This window comes from Mangrovibacterium sp. (assembly GCF_059905295.1).
In genome coordinates this window covers 1-18,679 of record NZ_JBZQJF010000112.1, presented here as the reverse complement: position 1 = coordinate 18,679, position 18,679 = coordinate 1, and the positions used below count along the sequence as shown (strand labels likewise).

Below are 18,679 nucleotides of genomic sequence, written 5' to 3'. Positions count from 1 at the left end.
AACCTCCAAATGAAACGACATTATCCCAATGCTATCCAATCGGTTTTGTTATTTGTGCAGTTATTTGCCCTGTTAACAATTGGAATTGCAGGATATAGCCTGTTCAACCACAAAACTAACCCGGAAAAAAGTTTAAGTGAGATCGATTCATTTGCATTCTATTCTATTAAAATAGCATGCCTCATCATCGTTTATATTCTTGCCTCACAAAAGTTAAAAACCAAAGAATCCTATTCACTCAAAAAACAGCTAAATAGTCATTTCACCAGTAGTTACATTTACGCACTGGCAGGCATTGTTGCTCTTATTTTCCTGATTGAGCCTCTGGAAAGAATTCTTCCGGCAACTCCTTTTCTTCAAGTCTATTTTAGCAACTTAAGCAAACTTCGGGTTGTATCCCTCTTCTACATTGTCATCCTTTCGCCCATTGCAAACGAACTACTTTTCCGGGCAATCATCCTTCGTGGTCTTATCAAAACATACAAACCACTCTATGCTATTACCCTGACATCTGTCTTATTCTCCTTATTTCATTTTTCACTACTACAGGTTATTGTGTCATTTCTGTTAAGCTCATTTATTGGCTTCGTCTATTGGCAAACGCGATCGGTTTTCCTTTGTATACTTCTTCATATTATTAATAATGGTATCGCTTACCTTATTATTCTCACAGTTGGAGAAATAAGCAGCTTCGAAAGCATGATCAGCAACACCCCGGTCTACCTGGCCCTCTATCTGGCTGCAGCAGCATTACTTTCAACCAGCTTACTTCAGATCTACAAAAGGAATGAACTAAAGCTCTAGCTTGCCGGATTCATCGGGAATATTTGTAATTTTGCAACGAACATTAATCAAGGAAGAACGATGAAAAGAGCAGAAATCCACACTGTTAAGGGAGTAATGAAAGTCAACTTCTATGAAGAAGATGCCCCGATAGCAGTAGAAAATTTTGTAAAGTTATCCAAATCAGGCTTCTATGACGGCCTAACTTTCCACCGTGTGATTCCAGGATTTGTAATCCAGGGAGGATGCCCCGATGGCACAGGAGCCGGTGGACCAGGCTATACAATTAAGTGCGAGTTGGATGGAAACAACCAATACCACGACCGTGGTGTATTGTCGATGGCTCATGCCGGACGCGACACTGGTGGTTCTCAGTTTTTTATTTGCCACAACCGGCAAAACACGAAACACCTCGACCGCCGTCACACTTGCTTCGGCAAAGTGTACGAAGGTCTGGATGTAATCGACGCGATTCGTGCCGGCGACGTTATCGAGAAGATTGTCATCATCGAAGAATAAAACAGAAGCCGGTTAACTGCCGGCTTTTTTTATTGGCCATCAGGCCTAACTCCACCATCATCAGCAACGGGTATGACACCAAACCTCAAAGGAATCCTGCTCACCCTCGGTTCCGTCTTCATGTTTGCCTTAATGGCCATCCTGGTGAGGGCTATACCACATGTCTCGTCTTTCCATTCAAGTTTTGTCCGGTTTACCATTGGATTAGCCATTGTTGGTATCCTGGCCATGTTTAAGTTGATTCCTCTCAAATTCCGGGATCGAAAAAATCTGTTTCTACGAGGATTCATTGGCGGTATAGCGGTTTACCTCTTCTACTTGTCAATTGTGCGATTGGGGGTTGGCAAGGGTTCAGCATACGTATACTCATACCCCGCATTTGCAACGCTGATGTCGATGTGGCTTTTGAAGGAAAAAGTTGAAGCCATCAAATTCGTACCGATTGCCTGTTCAATCGGCGGAATTTTATTATTAGCGCTCGGAGGAGTCAACAAACAAGGAGCCACCTTAGGATGGAACGAACTAATTGCCGTTGCAGCCTCGCTCACCACAGCCTTAGCCGTTGTCTATGTGAAAAAGCTCCACAACAGCGACAACTCATATGCCATCTTTTTTGCCCAAAGCATCATCGGTTTTTGGCTGTTCCTTATTCCATCGGGCCTAACCCAGGGAGCAGGAAATTCATTCGACCTGACTATTTTGATTATTCTTGGGCTTGTAGCAACCCTGGGGCAACTGGCAATGACCGAAGGATACCGCTATGTGAACGTAGCAACTGGATCACTTTTTCAATCCCTTGTTCCGGTGCTTAACCTGCTTTCAGGGTACTTCATTTTTCAAGAACATTTTACAACAACCGAAACCATGGGGGCTATCATCATTATTGCATCCTGCATTTCACTGGTTATTATCAATTACAGCATAGGTCGGAAAAGCCGAATCACGAAACTTGTTGAATAAAAGCCAAGCTATCTCGGGGAAAGCCATGCTCCGGGTAATTATCATGCTGCTCAACAGGTTTCAGTGCTCGCTCCGGGCAATTGAGGGGTCGCTCAACGGGATTCATATGTCGCTCAGCATGTTTTAGGGGTTGCTCGGAACGATTCTTATGTCGCTCAGCATGTTTCAGGGGTTGCTCGAGACGATTTAGACATTGCTCAGCATAAATCGAGGGTTGCTCCGGGTATATGAAACCACAATGTGCGCAAAGGAGACGCAAAGGATTATTTGATGATAATACTAAAATAACAGGACCAGATACAAATAAACAGGAGAAACAAAATCAACAAGGCTAAGCTTGTTTTATAGATCTGGGCCTCACCATAAAAAGGATGAGCAGAAACAACACAACAGCGATTACTGCTCCACCATAAAAAGCCATCGTAACACCCCCCACTGCGTAAAACAGACCAATAACCAAAGGGCCAATTGTTTGCCCAACGCGCAACACCATGGAATTAAGCGACATAAAAGCAGCCCGTTCGCGAATAGAGGCCAAACCTACCAACATATTTTGAATAGAGGGAATTAACAGGCCATGACCAAGCCCAAACAAAATCAGGCCACCTATAATTTCGCCCCATTGGAAAGCTCCACTCAACACAAACATCGACGAGAAATAGAAAACAGCCGCCAGCAACATCTGAAGCTTAGGTCTTATAAATTTATTAATTACCGGAAGCTGAAATGAAGTAAACGCTGTAACTGCCGACATCAACGACATGGCACCACCGATAACTACCGAACCAGACTCCATCCGCACCCCCAGCAATAAGGGGAAATAAGTGAGATAAGCGCCATACAGAATGACAAAGACAAGAATATTGGCACCGAAAAGCCCCCAAACAATTTGCCTGTTTACGGTTGCCCAGACATTGGCAAAGTAGTCTTTCAATCCTAATTTGTTCGAAGGTTCCGGATTTTCCAGTTTTTGAAGAATAACCACGGCCAACGGAATAGCCAACAACGGCAACAAAAATACATATTGCCACCCAAGGGCTGTCAATAAACCACCAATGGCCGGATACGAAGCAGTTCCGATACTCAACACACTGGCATTGTATCCCATTGCTGCAACCCTCTTTTCTCCGGTAAACAAATCACCAATGAGAGTAATATTAATACTGGCAAGGCTGCTGGCCCCAACCCCTTGCAAAAAACGCCAAAATAAAAGCCAGTAAAAGTCCCGAACAAAAAAACAAGCAACCCCTGCCAAGCCAAAAAGCACCAACGAAGGAATCAAAATCAGCTTGCGCCCCAAACGATCAGCCAAAACCCCTGCCAAAGGAGTTAAAGCTATGCCGGGCAGTGTAAAAGCCACAATCAGCCAACCAACCTGATGCGCAGTAATTTCAAAATAGCGGATTACCTCAGGAAAGGCAGGTGTAATACTTGCCACCCCCATCACCGCGATGAGCGTCACTCCAAAAATAAGATGGAGATTTCTATTTTTCAGAATAGCTTGTTGCATCCTCATATCAGTGCATTAAAATCAGACGCGGCCCCCTCATTCTTAAGTCCGGCAGTCCGTCATGGAGTTCAATTTCACTAAAGATAAGCACAACCCATTGTTTTCACGAATCCTGAATAAAAAAAAAAGCTACTGACTTCACCTCTGCGAAACCAGTAGCCTCTTCCAGCATTTATAATTACAATTCTATACGTTCACCATACTATTTTCACCGCCAAAACTATTTGCGGCATATCCATCGGCATCAGGATCGTTATACCACTCCTCTCCGCCAACCAGGTAGCGGAACTCATAGGATTTTCCGGTTTCTAACTCCAGCAAGCAAGTAAACTCACCACTTTTCAACTTATTCATTGGGGTCTCAATCGGATCCCAATTATTAAAGTCTCCTACGACTGTAACAGAATCGGCACCAGCAGCCATTTCTTTTGAAACACGGAAAGTTACTTTACAAACCGGCTTCGTTTTTAACATTTGTTTCTTTAAGCTCATAACAATAACAATTTTCTATAAGGTAATTCATTGATTCTAAAAGCTAAATTTAAAAGGCTATGACTAAAAGACATTCCATACACAAACGATATTTTGAGTTTATTCTCAATAAATTAACATTTATTTCGTCCATTCCCTACTGCGTATCTTTTGTGTATCCAGTACAATAACCACAGCCTTCAAAGCCTTACTTATCCTAAATGTAAGTATAAAATCAGTTAACTTCTACCATGCTTTCTTATGCTTTTTAGTCGAAAAGAATTCCATGTACTCTGCTTACTTTTTTCTATCTTTGCGCCTCAGTTTTAGAATGCTTAAAATCAACCATTACCATGGAATACAAATTCTGGGAAATTGAGCCTAAGTGGCAGGCTTACTGGGAGGAACATAAAACCTTCAAAACAGAAAATGACTTTTCGAAGCCCAAATATTATATTCTCGACATGTTTCCTTATCCATCAGGTGCAGGATTACACGTCGGTCACCCCGAAGGATACACTGCGACTGATATTATAAGCCGCTACAAAAGAATGAAAGGGTTCAACGTTCTTCACCCTATGGGATGGGATGCTTTCGGGTTACCGGCAGAGCAATATGCCATTCAAACAGGAACACACCCGGCTATCACAACCCAGAAGAACTGCGACAACTTCCGTCGTCAGATCAAAACATTGGGATTGAGTTACGACTGGGATCGTGAAATCAATACAACTGATCCTAAATATTTCAAGTGGACACAGTGGATTTTCACCAAACTATATAATACCTGGTTTGATGCCGAACAAGGTAAAGGTCGTCCAATCACCGAACTTCCTATTCCGGCAGAAGTTAAAGCTGAAGGCGAAGCAGCTGTTAAAGAATACATCAGCAAAAAAAGACTGGCTTATTACGACAATGCACAGGTTTGGTGGTGCCCGAACTGTAAAACAGTTTGTGCTAACGAGGAAGTACTGACCGACGGATCGCACGAGAAATGCGGACACCAGGTAAATCGCAAGAACTTGAAACAATGGTTGCTTCGCATTCCTCATTACGCTCAGCGTTTACTGGAAGGACTGGACGAGCTGGACTGGCCGGAAGGTGTGAAGGACATGCAGAAAAACTGGATCGGTAAATCGACTGGTGCCGAAGTTGATTTCGCGCTGGATGGTGTTGACCAAAGACTGCGCGTGTACACGACCCGTCCCGACACGTTATTTGGGGCAACTTATATGGTCGTTTCTCCGGAGCACCCGATGATGGACGAGATCGTCACTACTGAAAAGAAAGAAGAAGTAGCGAAGTACATTCAGGCCGCTGCATTAAAGTCGGATTTGGATCGTACCGAACTGAATAAAGATAAAACCGGCGTATTTACCGGACGTTATGCTATTAATCCAATCAACGGAACACAAATTCCGGTGTGGGTTGCCGATTATGTTTTAATGGGCTACGGAACCGGTGCCATTATGGCCGTTCCTGCACACGACACCCGCGACTTCGAATTTGCAGAGAAGTTTGAGATTCCAATCATTTGCATTCTCGACCCCAAAGATGCTGATGAAGAAACCCGTGAAAAAGTATTAGCAGGAAAAGCTTGCTGGACGGAAGACGGTGCTTACATTAACTCGGCAAGTGATGCAAGCGGAATCGACATCAACGGATTAAATAAAAAAGATGGCATCGCTAAAGTAATTTACTGGCTTGAAGAGAAAGGAATTGGCAAAGCCACTGTTAACTTCAAGTTACGCGATTGGTTGTTTAGCCGCCAGCGCTATTGGGGCGAGCCATTTCCCGTCATTCACTGGGAAGATGGTGAGATTGAATTGGTGAATGAAGACCTGCCTGTTACTTTACCCGAGTTGGAAAAATTCGAACCGGGAGAAGGGGGTGAATCTCCCCTGGCAAACGCCGGCGACTGGCTGACGGTCGTAGACAAAAATGGCCGTAAAGGTCGTCGCGAAACGAACACCATGCCTCAATGGGCCGGATCGTGCTGGTATTACCTTCGCTATATCGACCCCAAAAACGATGAATCAATCTTCGACCCGAAAGTAGAAAACTACTGGATGCCGGTCGACCTGTATATTGGTGGTGCTGAACACGCCGTACTTCACTTATTGTACTCTCGTTTCTGGCACAAAGTGTTGTTTGACCTGGGAGTTGTATCTACCAACGAACCATTCAAAAAGCTGTTCAACCAAGGAATGATTCTGGCTTTCGCTTACGAAACTCAGGCAGGTGCTAAAGTTGCTTCGGATTTAGTTGAAGAGAAAGAAGGGAAATACTTCCACACCGAAACCGGTGAAGAATTACGCCAGATTGTAGCTAAAATGTCCAAGTCACTGAAAAACGTCATCAACCCGGATGATGTTGTTCAAAAATACGGTGCCGACTCTCTGCGTTTGTATGAGATGTTTATGGGACCGCTTGACGACACAAAACCATGGGCTGAGAATGGTGTGAAGGGTGTATTTGGATTCCTTGGCCGCGCTTGTCGTTTCTTCGGAAATATGGACAATATTGTTGATGGCGAAGAAGACAAGGAAATTTTGAAGCTCTTGCAACAAACCATCATCAAAGTTGGTGAGGATATTGAAAACCTCAAATTCAACACGGGAATTTCTGCGTTAATGGTTCTCAATAACCTGGCAATGAAAAAGGGCAAAGTCACCAAAGCTACTGCCGAAACTTTTGCAAAGATCCTTGCCCCATATGCGCCTCACTTAGCAGAGGAATTGTGGCAACTATATGGCAACAGCAACACATTGTCGTACGAAGCCTGGCCTGAAGCCGACACCAGCCTGCTGGTTGAAGATTCATTTGAATACCCGGTTTCATTCAACGGCAAAGTACGCTTTAAATTAGCAATGCCGCTGGATGCTGCAAAAGATGAAATTGAAAAAACAGTCTTAGCCCACGAACAGGCACAAAGATGGCTCGATGGTAAAACACCGAAGAAAGTCATCATTGTACCGAAAAAGATCATCAACGTGGTGTTATAAAAAAGAACCAACCGATTATACATAAAGGGCTTCACTTAGGTGAGGCCCTTTTTTATTAATTACAAAAGACCATTCCACCCATTCGAAAAGAGCACAATAACCCCCCAGGGTGATCCGTTAAACAAACTAGGGACTAGTTATTTTTATCTGATTTTAAATGAAAAGAGTATCTTTCATTTTCATATTGATTTTCATGGGAATAGCCTGTTTTTCTCAAAACAATTCTTTTGAGGCTCCCAATTACCGAAAGATCCAATGAAAGATTTCGAGAAAACGGAGCGTCTACTATTACCCCAGGCTATTGGACAGATACTTGCAGGCCGACACAACACTAAACCTGACAGCAATGCGGTATTTGTACTACGGATTTTGTTTCTCAAGCAGGTATGCTCCCTACATCCCTAATTCGGAATTGGACAGCCTGATGTTTCTAACTAAAAGCGGAACTATCACTCACCAACAAATTGAACGGATTATAACATTATCCGAAAAAATCTTAACTGATTACCCGGTTTCACTCTACGCCTTACGATGCCAAATCTACGGACTCGAGCAATCGGGCAACCACCAGAAAGCAGAATTCAGATACCGCCAATACCAAATGCTTATCGATGCACTTCTAAGTTCCGGAGATGGTTCTTCAAAACAACAGCCTTTTTATGTGATCGATCCGGCACACGAATACGATGTTATTATCGCATCGCACATGGAATTTAAAGGGATACAATATCAAATAGGAGCCAACGATTTTCTGGAAATTATGCCCAACAGAAAAAAACTTAAGGGCCTATACTTTAATATAGACCCTTGCCTTGTATTTTTAAGTAAGAATACGCCTACTTATTATCGCGATATAGCAACTTTCCTGCGCTAAAATGCTAGTTGCCCATCTCGGAAATGAACTTGATACGCATCAACCGAATTTCCTCTTCCGAATATTCGTCTTCACCAAGCTCATCCAACGCAGCCTGAACAGAATCTTCTTCAGATTCGCGGAAATAATCGAACACTTCATCCTGATGGTCTTCATCAAGAACTTCGTTGATATAATAATCGATATTGATGCGGGTTCCCGAATTGACGATTGCTTCAACCTCACCAATTAATTCTTCCATTGAGATACTCTTCGAATCAGCAATATCCTCCAGCGACATCTTACGGTCGATCGCCTGAATGATTTCCACCTTCGTTTTGGATTTGTTGGCAACAGTTTTCATCACCATATCCTGAGCTCGCTCAATTTCGTTTTCCTCCACATAGTTTTTGATCAATGCCACGAACTCTTTTCCATAACGGCGTGCTTTTCCATCACCGACTCCCTGAATATGCTTCAACTCCTCAATGGTAATCGGGTATTGAATTGACATATCAGAAAGTGACGGATCCTGAAAGATTACAAAAGGTGGCAGACCCAGCTTCTTCGAAACTTTTTTGCGCAAATCTTTCAACAGCTCAAACAACTCGGGATCTCCTGCCGAACCGGAAGCCGGACCAGAAACGGTGTTGTATTCTTCTTCCAATTCTGCGTAATTATGGTTTCGAACCAACAAAAACGATTCGGGCTTTTCAATAAAATCCAAACCTTTCGGTGTCAACTTCAACAACCCGTAGTTCTCAATATCCTTGCTGATTAAACCTGCAATCATACTCTGACGGAAAACAGCATTCCAAAAATGATGACTATGATCGTCTCCGTTTTTAAAGGCTTTCAACTCATCGTGATGAAACGATTTTATCGCTGCAGTTGCCCGGCCGGTCAAAATATCAGAAATATGCTCAGCTTTATACTTTTCTTTGACTTCCTGAATGGCCAACAAAGCACGCTGAACTTCATCCGACGCTTCAACCTGCTCTTTCGGATTCAAACAGTTATCGCAGTTTCCACAAGGCTCCTCCAGTGTTTCGCCAAAATAGTTCAACAGAATAATTCGTCGGCAGATTGCTGACTCAGCATACGAAGCTGTATCCAAAAGCAATTGTCGTCCGATTTCCTGTTCAGCAACCGGCTTGCCCTGCATAAATTTCTCCAACTTCTGAATGTCTTTATACGAATAGAAGGCAATACACTGTCCTTCGCCACCATCACGACCGGCACGGCCGGTTTCCTGGTAGTAACCTTCCAGGCTTTTCGGAATATCATAGTGAATAACAAAACGGACATCCGGCTTATCAATACCCATCCCAAAAGCAATAGTTGCCACGATCACATCAACATCTTCCATCAGGAATTTGTCCTGGTTTCCGCTTCTGGTCGCCGAGTCCATCCCGGCATGATAAGGCAAAGCATTAATACCATTCACATTCAAAAGCTCCGCAAGCTCTTCCACCTTTTTCCGGCTCAAACAATAGATAATGCCGCTTTTCCCTTCATTCTCTTTAATAAAGCGAATGATTTGAGCCTCGGGCTTTGCCTTAGGCTTAATCGAGTAATAAAGGTTTGGCCGGTTAAACGAAGCCTTAAACACATTGGCTCCCAACATGCCCAGGTTTTTCTGGATATCGTGTTGCACCTTGGCTGTAGCCGTAGCTGTTAACGCAATAATCGGTGCCGATCCAATATCCTGAATAATCGGACGAATACGACGATACTCCGGCCGGAAGTCGTGCCCCCACTCCGAGATACAGTGCGCTTCGTCAATGGCATAAAATGAAATCTTTACTGATTTTAAAAAATCGACATTCTCCTGTTTCGTTAACGACTCGGGCGCGACATACAACAATTTTGTCAAGCCGCTAGACACATCATCTTTCACCTGCTGTATTGCCTGCTTCGATAACGACGAATTCAAAAAGTGTGCGATACCATCGTCCGTGCCAAAGCTACGGATCGAGTCCACCTGATTTTTCATCAAGGCTATCAAGGGAGAAATAATAATAGCAGTTCCATCCATTATTAAAGCCGGAAGTTGGTAGCATAACGATTTTCCTCCTCCGGTCGGCATTAATACAAAAGTGTCATTTCCGTCGAGTACACTTTTAATCACCTCCTCCTGCTGACCTTTAAAACGATCAAATCCAAAATATTTTTGTAATTGATCAGTCAATGTGAGATTATTCTCCATAAAGCCAATACATTTTTATTCTCTTTATTCTCCTGTTTTTTAAGCGAAATCTAAGATAGCTAAAAACATTTTCATCTGGCAAGCTTTTATCAATTTAGTCTGTTTTCAAAAGCGTTAAAAAAATATAAGAAATTGCTTTCTTGGTACAATTATGAATATAAGACTATATTTGTTGCCGTTTGTATAAGTGAATTCAGCTTGTATTTACAGTGATTATTTTTCAATTTATGGCCGAAGAACAAAACACAAAAAAAAGCAAAGGAGAAAAGGAAGAAGAAGCAGAGATGTCCTTTCTGGAACATCTGGAAGTCCTGCGCTGGCATCTAATCCGTTCATTTGGAGCCATTCTGTTTTTTTCCATCCTGGCCTTTATTAATAAGGATATCATTTTTGATCAGATCATCATGCATCCCAAGATGCCTGACTTTTGGACCAACCGAATGTTCGCCCGACTGGCTGATCTGACCGGGGCTGATTCACTGCGCATAAACACAGGCGATCTTCACTTAATAAGCATTTCAATGGCCGGCCAGTTCATGACTCATATCTGGACATCTCTGGTCGCTGGTTTAATCGTTGCTGCGCCCTATGTCATTTGGGAATTTTGGCGTTTCGTTAAACCGGCTTTATACGACACGGAACGGAAGCACTCAATGGGTGCTGTTTTTTACATGAGCATCCTTTTTATATGCGGCGTACTTTTTGGCTATTATTTAATTGTACCTCTTTCAGTACATTTCTTAGGTTCGTATTCGATAAGCACGGAGGTTGAAAACCAAATTAACGTACTCTCGTACATCAGCACGGTTACATCCATAACGATTGCAGCCGGAATTATTTTCGAGCTACCGGTACTGGTTTTTTTCCTGAGTAAAATTGGGATCTTAACACCGGGAGTCATGAAAAAATACCGCCGACACTCGTACGTTGCCCTATTGGTTGTGTCAGCAATCATTACTCCGCCCGATGTGTTTAGTCAAATAATGGTATGTTTGCCACTTGTCCTTCTATACGAAATCGGTATTATTATATCGAAACGAGTCAACAAACAAGCAGAAGCCGCCATTGATAACATTTAACAACTCGCAAAGCACCATCAGTTATGAAGTTAAGAGCAGATAACATTGTAAAGAAATATAAAAAGAGAACCGTTGTAAAAGGCGTATCGTTCGAAGTTAACCAAGGCGAAATTGTTGGCTTACTTGGGCCAAACGGAGCAGGAAAAACAACTTCATTTTATATGATTGTAGGCTTGGTGCAACCGTTGAGCGGCAATGTCTATCTGGACGACCTGAATATTACCAATATGCCGGTTTTCAAACGGGCACAAAAAGGAATCGGCTACCTGGCACAGGAAGCATCGGTTTTCCGTAAGCTGAGCATTGAAGACAACCTAAAAGCCGTACTCGAAATGACCAATTTCACCAAAGCACAGCAAAAAGAAAAAGTTGAATCACTACTCGAAGAATTTCGCCTGACTCATATTCGTAAGAGTAAAGGCTATCAACTTTCAGGAGGTGAACGTCGCCGTTGCGAGATTGCACGGGCATTAGCGATCGACCCGAAATTTGTTTTGCTGGATGAACCTTTCGCCGGTGTTGACCCGATTGCCGTTGAAGATATCCAGGAAATCGTTCGTACGCTGGTGGAAAAAAACATTGGAGTATTAATTACGGACCACAACGTTCACGAAACACTTTCAATCACGAATCGCTCTTACCTGCTATTTGAAGGATCAATTCTGAAAGCAGGAACAGCCGAAGATCTGGCTAATGATGAGGACGTTCGTCGGGTATACCTGGGGCAAAATTTTACCCTTCGTTAAAGACCTGCTGAAAAATATTTCAGACAAATTCACTTCTTATTTGCAGATATAAATTTTTGCCTTATATTTGCGCCTCGATTAGCGGACGTGGCGGAATTGGTAGACGCGCTAGACTTAGGATCTAGTGTCTTACGGCGTGGGGGTTCGAGTCCCTTCGTCCGCACAAAACGAAAGCTCAACCGCTATGCTTGACAACTTGTCAAGCAAGCGGTTTTTATTGATTTATAGCATAGGCTTTTCAGCCTTAGTAAAACGGTAACTTATTGGTTATCCGATCTTTTTCCAAAAATTAAGTGGAACTTTTATGAATATTACAAAAGAAAACATCAACGAGCTAAATGCCACAATTACCGTTAAAATCGAGAAGAACGATTACGAAGCAACGGTAAACGAAACCTTAAAAGACTACCGTAAAAAAGTCAATATGCCGGGCTTCCGTCCTGGAAAAGTTCCTGCCGGTCTGGTCAAAAAAATGTACGGAAAAGCAATTCTGGCAGACGAAGTCAACAAGATGTTATCAAATAACTTGTCAAAATACCTGGTTGACGAAAATTTGAACATTCTGGGAGAACCTCTTCCAAACGAAGAAAAACAACCAACCATTGACTGGGATAATGATATTGACTTCGAATTTATTTTCGACGTTGCTATGGCTCCGGAAATCGAGGTTAAATTGGACAAACGCAAAAAGTTTACTTACTACAGCATCGACATTGATGATGAAATGGTAAACAAACAAGTTGAATCATATACCAGCCGTTTTGGTACAAACGAAGTAACTGAAGTTGCTGGCGAAAAAGACACGCTTCGTGGTGACTTTGTACAGTTAGACGCTGAAGGAAACGAATTGGCTGACGGTATCAAAGCTGAGAAAGTGATCATCGCTATCGACTTGATGAAAGACGAAGCTGCTCGCAACGAAGCGATCGGTAAAAAAGCCGGTGATGTTTTGGTTTTCGATCCAATTAAAGTTTACGAAAACAGACACGAAGTTGGTCACATGTTGAATGTTTCTCACGAAGAAGCTGAAAACATTGAAGGAGATTTCAAATTCACAATCGCTGAAGTATTAACATTCAAACCAGCTGAGATGAACGAAGATATGTTCAAGAAAGCTTTTGGTGATGATACTGAGGTGAAAACTGAAGAAGAGTTCCGTGCTAAATTGAAAGAAGAATTAGCAAACCAATTCGTTCAATCAAGCGACTATAAATTCGCACTGGATTCACGCGACTCATTAGTTGAGAAAATCGCTATGGATCTTCCTGAAGAATTCCTGAAACGCTGGTTGAAAGCAACAAATAACGAATTAACTGAAGAGCAAATTGAAAATGATTTCGATAGCTTCATGAAAGATTTGCGCTGGCAGTTGATTAAAGATCGTATTGTTCGTGACAACGAAATCAAGATCGATGAAGCCGACGTTAAAGAGGGTGCCAAACAAATGGCAGCTTACCAATTCAGCCAATATGGAATGCACAATGTACCGGACGAACACCTGGAAAACTATGCAGGCCACATTTTAGGAAATGAAGAAGAACGCAGACGTGTAGCCCAAAAGGCACTGGACGATAAAGTTTTGGAAACAATTAAATCGAAAGTAGCATTAGATGAACAATCAATCAGTTTCGATGAATTTAACAAATTGCTCGAAAACTAGTCCTCGCTGATAGGGGAAAGCATATTTTTTTAACTTTGTAAAAATCGGCTCTCAAGTAGCTACAATAGCCTTGAGATAATTTTAACCCGATTTTTACAAAGTTTTTTTTTAACCGGAGGATAACCAAATGAATGACGCTAAAGAATTCCACAAATATGCTACCAAGCACAAGGGTATCAGCAGTTTGACAATGCATCGCTACGATTCAATCTTTACCAACAGCCTGACCCCTTACATTATTGAAGAACGTCAAATGAATGTTGCAACGATGGACGTTTTTTCCCGTTTGATGATGGATCGCATCATCTTCCTGGGAACTCCAATCGACGACTATGTAGCCAACATCATCCAGGCTCAGTTGCTTTTCATGGAGTCAACAGATCCAACAAAAGACATTCAGATTTACTTCAACACACCGGGAGGTTCAGTTCACGCCGGCCTGGGTATTTACGATACCATGCAATATATCTCTCCTGAGATCGCAACAATCTGTACCGGAATGGCTGCGTCAATGGGTGCTGTATTGCTGACTGCAGGAACTGAAGGAAAACGCTCGGCATTGAAACACTCACGTGTCATGATCCACCAACCCATGGGAGGTGCTCAAGGACAAGCTTCTGATATTGAAATTACAGCCCGTGAGATTTTAAAATTGAAAAAAGAGCTCTACGATATTATCGGCAGACATGCCCACAAAACTTTCGAAGAAGTAGAACGTGATGCGGACCGCGACTACTGGATGACTTCGGAAGAAGCAAAAGAATACGGCATGATTGACGAAATATTGGTGCGGGGCTAAAGCATTCTGACAAAGGAGAAATAGAAAATGGATAAATGTTCTTTTTGCGGACGGGAGAAAAAAGATGTAAACCTGCTGATCGCCGGCATGGAAGGTCACATTTGTGACCGTTGTATTGAGCAAGCCTACGCGATTGTAGAGGAAGAATTCAAAACTGATACTGAATTCGACCTGACAGGCATTCAGCTCCTGAAACCAAAAGAAATGAAAGAGTTCCTCGATCAATATGTTATTGGTCAGGATCAGGCAAAGAAAATTCTTTCAGTAGCGGTATACAACCACTACAAAAGGCTGAAACAAAAGGTACAAACCGACGAAACAGAGATTGAGAAATCAAACATCATCCTCGTTGGTCAAACCGGTACAGGTAAAACCTTACTGGCTCGTACCATTGCTAAGATGTTACATGTTCCCTTTACCATCGTCGACGCAACTGTTTTAACAGAAGCCGGCTATGTGGGTGAAGACGTGGAAAGTTTGTTGACTCGCTTATTGCAGGCTGCCGACTACAATGTAGAGGCTGCCGAACGTGGTATTGTATTCATCGACGAGCTTGACAAAATTGCCCGCAAAGGCGATAACCCGTCAATTACCCGCGATGTTTCAGGTGAAGGTGTTCAACAAGGCTTACTGAAACTGCTCGAAGGTTCTACTGTTAATGTTCCGCCACAAGGTGGTCGTAAGCACCCTGAGCAAAAAATGATTCCGGTAAATACCAAGAACATTTTATTCATCTGCGGTGGTGCATTCGATGGCATCGAAAAGAAAATTGCCAACCGGATGAATACTAAAGTTGTTGGTTACGGTGCTCAAAAGAAACTCGACAAGGTGGACAAGCAAAACCTGTTGCAATACGTTTCACCACAGGATTTGAAAAGCTTTGGTCTGATCCCTGAGATCATTGGCCGTTTGCCGGTATTAACATACCTGCAGCCGCTGGATCGTCAGGCCTTGCGCAACATCCTGACGGAACCGAAGAACTCGTTGATCAAGCAATACATTAAATTGTTTGAGCTAGACGGTATTGAATTACACTTTGAGGAAGAGGCACTCGAATTCATCGTTGACAAAGCGGTTGAGTTTAACCTGGGTGCACGTGGATTGCGTTCAATTTGTGAGAACATCATGATTGATGCCATGTACGACAGCCCAACCGATGGCGTGAAGCAGCTCAATATAACAAGAGAGTATGCAGCGTCGAAATTCGATACTGAAGATCATCATCGATTAAAAGCAAGCTAATATAAACGAATGCCGGATTAACGTCCGGCATTTTTTGTCTGACCTATACTTATTCTTCATGATTCACTTTAAAAACGTGTCCCTGTCCTTGGGGAATAAGCAACTGCTCGATCATTTTAATCTCACCATTGCCAATGGCGAAAAAGTCGTCATCGCGGCACCATCAGGAGCCGGCAAATCATCGCTATTGAAATTACTGCTGGGTTTTTTCGAACCCGACAAAGGAAAAATCACCTTTAACAAACTGGAGATCAAACCGGAAAATATGCGGCAAATCCGCAGCCAGGTCGGATACCTTAGCCAGGGCATTGATTTTCCAAACGGTAAAGTTGAAGATGTCTTTCAGGAAATTTTTCAGTACACGGTCAACAAACACCTTCCCTTCAGCAAGGAAATCCTTTTGGAGAAAGTTCGTGAGTTGAAGCTGGAGGACAACATCCTCCAAAAGAATACAATTCAAATTTCGGGGGGTGAACGCCAGCGTTTAGGCTGGATCCTGCTAATGCTCCTTGACCGTCCCGTGCTGCTACTCGACGAACCGACTTCAGCCCTGGACGATCAGATGAAGCGCTATTTTGTGGATTATATCAGCCGAAGCAAGAAAACCGTCATATGTTCCAGCCACGATTCCGAGTGGCAAACCGCCCCCATGCGCATCATTAAAAATTTACGCTCATGAACACCCCCAACATCAGCATAAGTGGTATTGTTGCAGGCTTGCTTTTGCTTGTTCCTGTCGTGCTGGTGGTGTGGAAACTCAAGCTCGGCCTCAACAAAAAGCTACTGTTGGCCGTTGGACGTATGTTAGTGCAATTAGGCTTTGTAGCCGTGTACCTGATCTATATCTTCAAGCTCGACAACCCGCTGATCAATATCGCTTACGTTTTTATGATGGTGTTCTTCGCTGCGCTTTCGGGCATTAAAAACTCGGCCATGCGACTGCGCAGCTTCCTGTGGTCTACTTTCCTGGCCATGCTGCTGCCAACGCTGTTCACCATGCTCTATTTCAACCTGTTTATAACACAGCTTTCCAACATTTTACAGGCCAACATTTTTATTCCCATTACCGGGATGATGCTGGGAAATATTCTGCGCTCGAACATTGTTGCCCTGAAAAGCTTTTTCAACCAGGTGCAAACACAGGAAAAGGTATACCAATACCTGCTGGCCACTGGTGCCAGCCGCCGCGAAGCTCTTCAACCATTTTTTAAAGAAGCAGTACGAACAGCGATGGCTCCCAATATGGCAACCATGGCTACGGCCGGCTTAGTGTCCTTACCCGGAGTAATGACCGGCCAGATCATCGGTGGTTCCGATCCATCGCTGGCCGTAAAATACCAGATTATGGTGATGGTAATAATCTTTTTCACCGGGCTGTCAAGCATCCTGCTACAACTGTTTTTTGCCATTCGCCAATGTTTCGACAAGCACGACCAATTCAACAAGAGCATGCTTCACTAGTCATCACTCTTCCCCTTTTCATTTATTAACAAAATATTCACCCGGCTCTTTCAACCAATACCGGTACCAGCTGTTAATTTTGCTGACAACTCAAAAAACAGATAACGTATGAGATGGAGAAAGGTATTGAGTTTTGTACTCGCCACATGGTTCACAAGTAGCTTTGCTGTGGCACAAAGCAATCAGTTGAAAGAACTCGACATTAACCTCGAAAACTACAAGTATCCCTACCCCGTTCACTTTATTACACTGAACAACCAGGGACAAGCCCTAAAAATGGCTTACATGGATGTCCATCCGGAGCATCCCAACGGCAAGAACATCATGCTGCTGCATGGGAAAAACTTCAACGGAGCATACTGGGGACGTACAGCCAAGCGATTGGCGGCCGAGGGATTCCGGGTCATTATTCCCGACCAAATAGGCTTTGGAAAGTCGACCAAGCCCGAACATTATCAATATTCTTTTCAGCAGTTGGCAATCAATACAAAAGCCATTCTGGACACACTTGGGATTGAAAAGACCAGTGTGCTGGGGCACTCAATGGGCGGCATGTTAGCCACTCGTTTTGTATTGATGTTTCCGGAACGAACCGACAAGTTTATCCTGGAGAACCCGATTGGGCTGGAAGACTGGAAACTGAAGGTGCCCTACAAGCCCATTGATTGGTGGTACCAAAATGAATTGAAAAAATCGTACAAGAGCATCCGGGCCTACGAATCGGAAAGTTACTACGATAATAAATGGAAACCGGAATATGATGAATGGGTGAACCTGCTGGCCGGCTGGACACTAAATAAAGACTACAAGTTGATTGCATGGAATGCCGCCCTGACTTACGACATGATTTTCACCCAACCGGTGTGTTACGAGTTTAAAAACGTAACCGAACCTACCTTGCTTATTATCGGGCAACGCGATCGCACGGCACTGGGCAAGCCATTGGTAAGCCCCGAGGTACGCAAAACCATGGGGAACTATCCGGAACTCGGACGCAAAACGCACCAGGAAATCAAAGGCAGTCAACTGGTTGAAATCGACGGCATAGGGCACCTGCCCCACATTGAAGCCTTCGACCGTTTTATAGAGCCGCTGGTGAAATTCCTAAAAGAGTAGATTGAATCCTGATAAAGAGGGTGTGGCATCCAGTCATACCCTCTTTTGTTTTGAAAGTCCCTTCAGATTCCATGTTCCAAGTTCCATGTTCCAAGTTCCAAGACAACCCAACAACTTCCGATAACAATGACAACCTGATGCCTGGAATTCCGGTCTTGATAAAAGGCTGAAAATGCTTCGAGCTTATTTCCTCATTTAAGCTGAAGAAATTTCGGTTCTAATTGCTTTCATTCCTATTTGTGATTTCAGGGAATTAGGTATGTTTT

The 18,679-nt window shown here is 43.2% G+C and carries 16 protein-coding genes and 1 tRNA gene; 14 read left to right on the top strand and 3 right to left on the bottom strand.

Translation table 11 applies throughout. The features are described from left to right. Positions 1–9 precede the first annotated feature (9 nt). The 3 genes from AC37HE_RS06115 to AC37HE_RS06105 all read left to right on the top strand — a co-directional run bounded on the left by AC37HE_RS06115 (position 10) and on the right by AC37HE_RS06105 (position 2,262). Positions 10–804 carry a CPBP family intramembrane glutamic endopeptidase gene (locus AC37HE_RS06115; RefSeq protein WP_500781906.1) on the top strand — a complete coding sequence of 265 codons (795 nt, stop codon included), beginning with the start codon at positions 10–12 and terminating at the stop codon, positions 802–804. A gap of 60 nt (positions 805–864) precedes the next feature. Then, positions 865–1,302, top strand: a complete 438-nt coding sequence (locus AC37HE_RS06110; protein ID WP_500781905.1) for a peptidylprolyl isomerase — start codon at positions 865–867, stop codon at positions 1,300–1,302. A gap of 72 nt (positions 1,303–1,374) precedes the next feature. After that, complete coding sequence (locus tag AC37HE_RS06105; RefSeq protein WP_500781904.1) at positions 1,375–2,262, top strand: DMT family transporter; 888 nt, start codon at positions 1,375–1,377, stop codon at positions 2,260–2,262. 331 nt (positions 2,263–2,593) lie between these two features. Here the strand turns inward: AC37HE_RS06105 and AC37HE_RS06100 are convergent, their stop codons facing one another. Beyond that, on the bottom strand, positions 2,594–3,778 hold the full coding sequence (locus tag AC37HE_RS06100) for an MFS transporter (RefSeq protein ID WP_500781903.1): 1,185 nt from the start codon (positions 3,776–3,778) through the stop codon (positions 2,594–2,596). Between the two features lie 180 nt (positions 3,779–3,958). After that, entirely contained in the window at positions 3,959–4,264 is a 306-nt protein-coding gene (locus AC37HE_RS06095; RefSeq protein WP_500781902.1) for an isoamylase early set domain-containing protein, read from the bottom strand. Between the two features lie 332 nt (positions 4,265–4,596). On the opposite strand from AC37HE_RS06095, the gene leuS reads away from it, so the two are divergent. Together leuS and AC37HE_RS06085 are read left to right on the top strand one after the other, a co-directional pair. After that, positions 4,597–7,248 (top strand): leucine--tRNA ligase, encoded by a 2,652-nt coding sequence (leuS, locus tag AC37HE_RS06090; protein ID WP_500781901.1) that lies wholly within the window; start codon positions 4,597–4,599, stop codon positions 7,246–7,248. 262 nt (positions 7,249–7,510) lie between these two features. Next, the gene (locus AC37HE_RS06085; protein ID WP_500781926.1) at positions 7,511–8,122 is read left to right on the top strand and encodes a DUF4919 domain-containing protein; all 612 of its coding nucleotides are present in this window, start codon (positions 7,511–7,513) and stop codon (positions 8,120–8,122) included. A gap of 4 nt (positions 8,123–8,126) precedes the next feature. On the opposite strand, the gene recQ is transcribed toward AC37HE_RS06085, so the two are convergent. Beyond that, complete coding sequence (gene recQ, locus AC37HE_RS06080; RefSeq protein ID WP_500781900.1) at positions 8,127–10,310, bottom strand: DNA helicase RecQ; 2,184 nt, start codon at positions 10,308–10,310, stop codon at positions 8,127–8,129. Positions 10,311–10,537: 227 nt separating this feature from the next. Here recQ and tatC point away from each other — a divergent pair, with 227 nt between their 5' ends. The 9 genes from tatC to AC37HE_RS06035 all read left to right on the top strand — a co-directional run bounded on the left by tatC (position 10,538) and on the right by AC37HE_RS06035 (position 18,413). Beyond that, positions 10,538–11,389 carry a twin-arginine translocase subunit TatC gene (tatC, locus tag AC37HE_RS06075; RefSeq protein ID WP_500781899.1) on the top strand — a complete coding sequence of 284 codons (852 nt, stop codon included), beginning with the start codon at positions 10,538–10,540 and terminating at the stop codon, positions 11,387–11,389. 23 nt (positions 11,390–11,412) lie between these two features. Continuing rightward, positions 11,413–12,135, top strand: coding sequence for an LPS export ABC transporter ATP-binding protein (gene lptB, locus AC37HE_RS06070; protein WP_500781898.1), 723 nt, complete (start codon positions 11,413–11,415; stop codon positions 12,133–12,135). An 81-nt stretch (positions 12,136–12,216) separates the two neighbouring features. Then, a tRNA-Leu gene (locus AC37HE_RS06065) sits at positions 12,217–12,298 on the top strand. Between the two features lie 141 nt (positions 12,299–12,439). Further along, positions 12,440–13,795, top strand: coding sequence for a trigger factor (gene tig / locus AC37HE_RS06060; RefSeq protein WP_500781897.1), 1,356 nt, complete (start codon positions 12,440–12,442; stop codon positions 13,793–13,795). Between the two features lie 127 nt (positions 13,796–13,922). Next, complete coding sequence (clpP, locus tag AC37HE_RS06055; RefSeq protein WP_500781896.1) at positions 13,923–14,594, top strand: ATP-dependent Clp endopeptidase proteolytic subunit ClpP; 672 nt, start codon at positions 13,923–13,925, stop codon at positions 14,592–14,594. A gap of 27 nt (positions 14,595–14,621) precedes the next feature. Further along, positions 14,622–15,836, top strand: coding sequence for an ATP-dependent Clp protease ATP-binding subunit ClpX (clpX, locus tag AC37HE_RS06050; protein ID WP_500781895.1), 1,215 nt, complete (start codon positions 14,622–14,624; stop codon positions 15,834–15,836). Between the two features lie 58 nt (positions 15,837–15,894). Beyond that, the gene (locus AC37HE_RS06045) at positions 15,895–16,515 is read left to right on the top strand and encodes an ABC transporter ATP-binding protein (RefSeq protein WP_500781894.1); all 621 of its coding nucleotides are present in this window, start codon (positions 15,895–15,897) and stop codon (positions 16,513–16,515) included. Further along, positions 16,512–17,297 (top strand): ABC transporter permease, encoded by a 786-nt coding sequence (locus AC37HE_RS06040; protein WP_500781893.1) that lies wholly within the window; start codon positions 16,512–16,514, stop codon positions 17,295–17,297. The genes AC37HE_RS06045 and AC37HE_RS06040 overlap by 4 nt, the downstream gene beginning before the upstream one ends. Positions 17,298–17,405: 108 nt before the next feature. Continuing rightward, positions 17,406–18,413, top strand: coding sequence for an alpha/beta fold hydrolase (locus tag AC37HE_RS06035; RefSeq protein WP_500781892.1), 1,008 nt, complete (start codon positions 17,406–17,408; stop codon positions 18,411–18,413). Positions 18,414–18,679 lie beyond the last annotated feature (266 nt).

Coding starts and splice junctions, on each gene's coding strand:
- AC37HE_RS06040 (WP_500781893.1), top strand. CDS start 16,512: ATGAACACCCCCAACATCAGCATAAGTGGTATTGTTGCAGGCTTGCTT.
- AC37HE_RS06115 (WP_500781906.1), top strand. CDS start 10: ATGAAACGACATTATCCCAATGCTATCCAATCGGTTTTGTTATTTGTG.
- AC37HE_RS06035 (WP_500781892.1), top strand. CDS start 17,406: ATGAGATGGAGAAAGGTATTGAGTTTTGTACTCGCCACATGGTTCACA.
- clpP (WP_500781896.1), top strand. CDS start 13,923: ATGAATGACGCTAAAGAATTCCACAAATATGCTACCAAGCACAAGGGT.
- AC37HE_RS06095 (WP_500781902.1), bottom strand. CDS start 4,264: ATGAGCTTAAAGAAACAAATGTTAAAAACGAAGCCGGTTTGTAAAGTA.
- AC37HE_RS06100 (WP_500781903.1), bottom strand. CDS start 3,778: ATGAGGATGCAACAAGCTATTCTGAAAAATAGAAATCTCCATCTTATT.
- recQ (WP_500781900.1), bottom strand. CDS start 10,310: ATGGAGAATAATCTCACATTGACTGATCAATTACAAAAATATTTTGGA.
- AC37HE_RS06105 (WP_500781904.1), top strand. CDS start 1,375: ATGACACCAAACCTCAAAGGAATCCTGCTCACCCTCGGTTCCGTCTTC.
- clpX (WP_500781895.1), top strand. CDS start 14,622: ATGGATAAATGTTCTTTTTGCGGACGGGAGAAAAAAGATGTAAACCTG.
- leuS (WP_500781901.1), top strand. CDS start 4,597: ATGGAATACAAATTCTGGGAAATTGAGCCTAAGTGGCAGGCTTACTGG.
- tatC (WP_500781899.1), top strand. CDS start 10,538: ATGGCCGAAGAACAAAACACAAAAAAAAGCAAAGGAGAAAAGGAAGAA.
- AC37HE_RS06045 (WP_500781894.1), top strand. CDS start 15,895: ATGATTCACTTTAAAAACGTGTCCCTGTCCTTGGGGAATAAGCAACTG.
- lptB (WP_500781898.1), top strand. CDS start 11,413: ATGAAGTTAAGAGCAGATAACATTGTAAAGAAATATAAAAAGAGAACC.
- tig (WP_500781897.1), top strand. CDS start 12,440: ATGAATATTACAAAAGAAAACATCAACGAGCTAAATGCCACAATTACC.
- AC37HE_RS06110 (WP_500781905.1), top strand. CDS start 865: ATGAAAAGAGCAGAAATCCACACTGTTAAGGGAGTAATGAAAGTCAAC.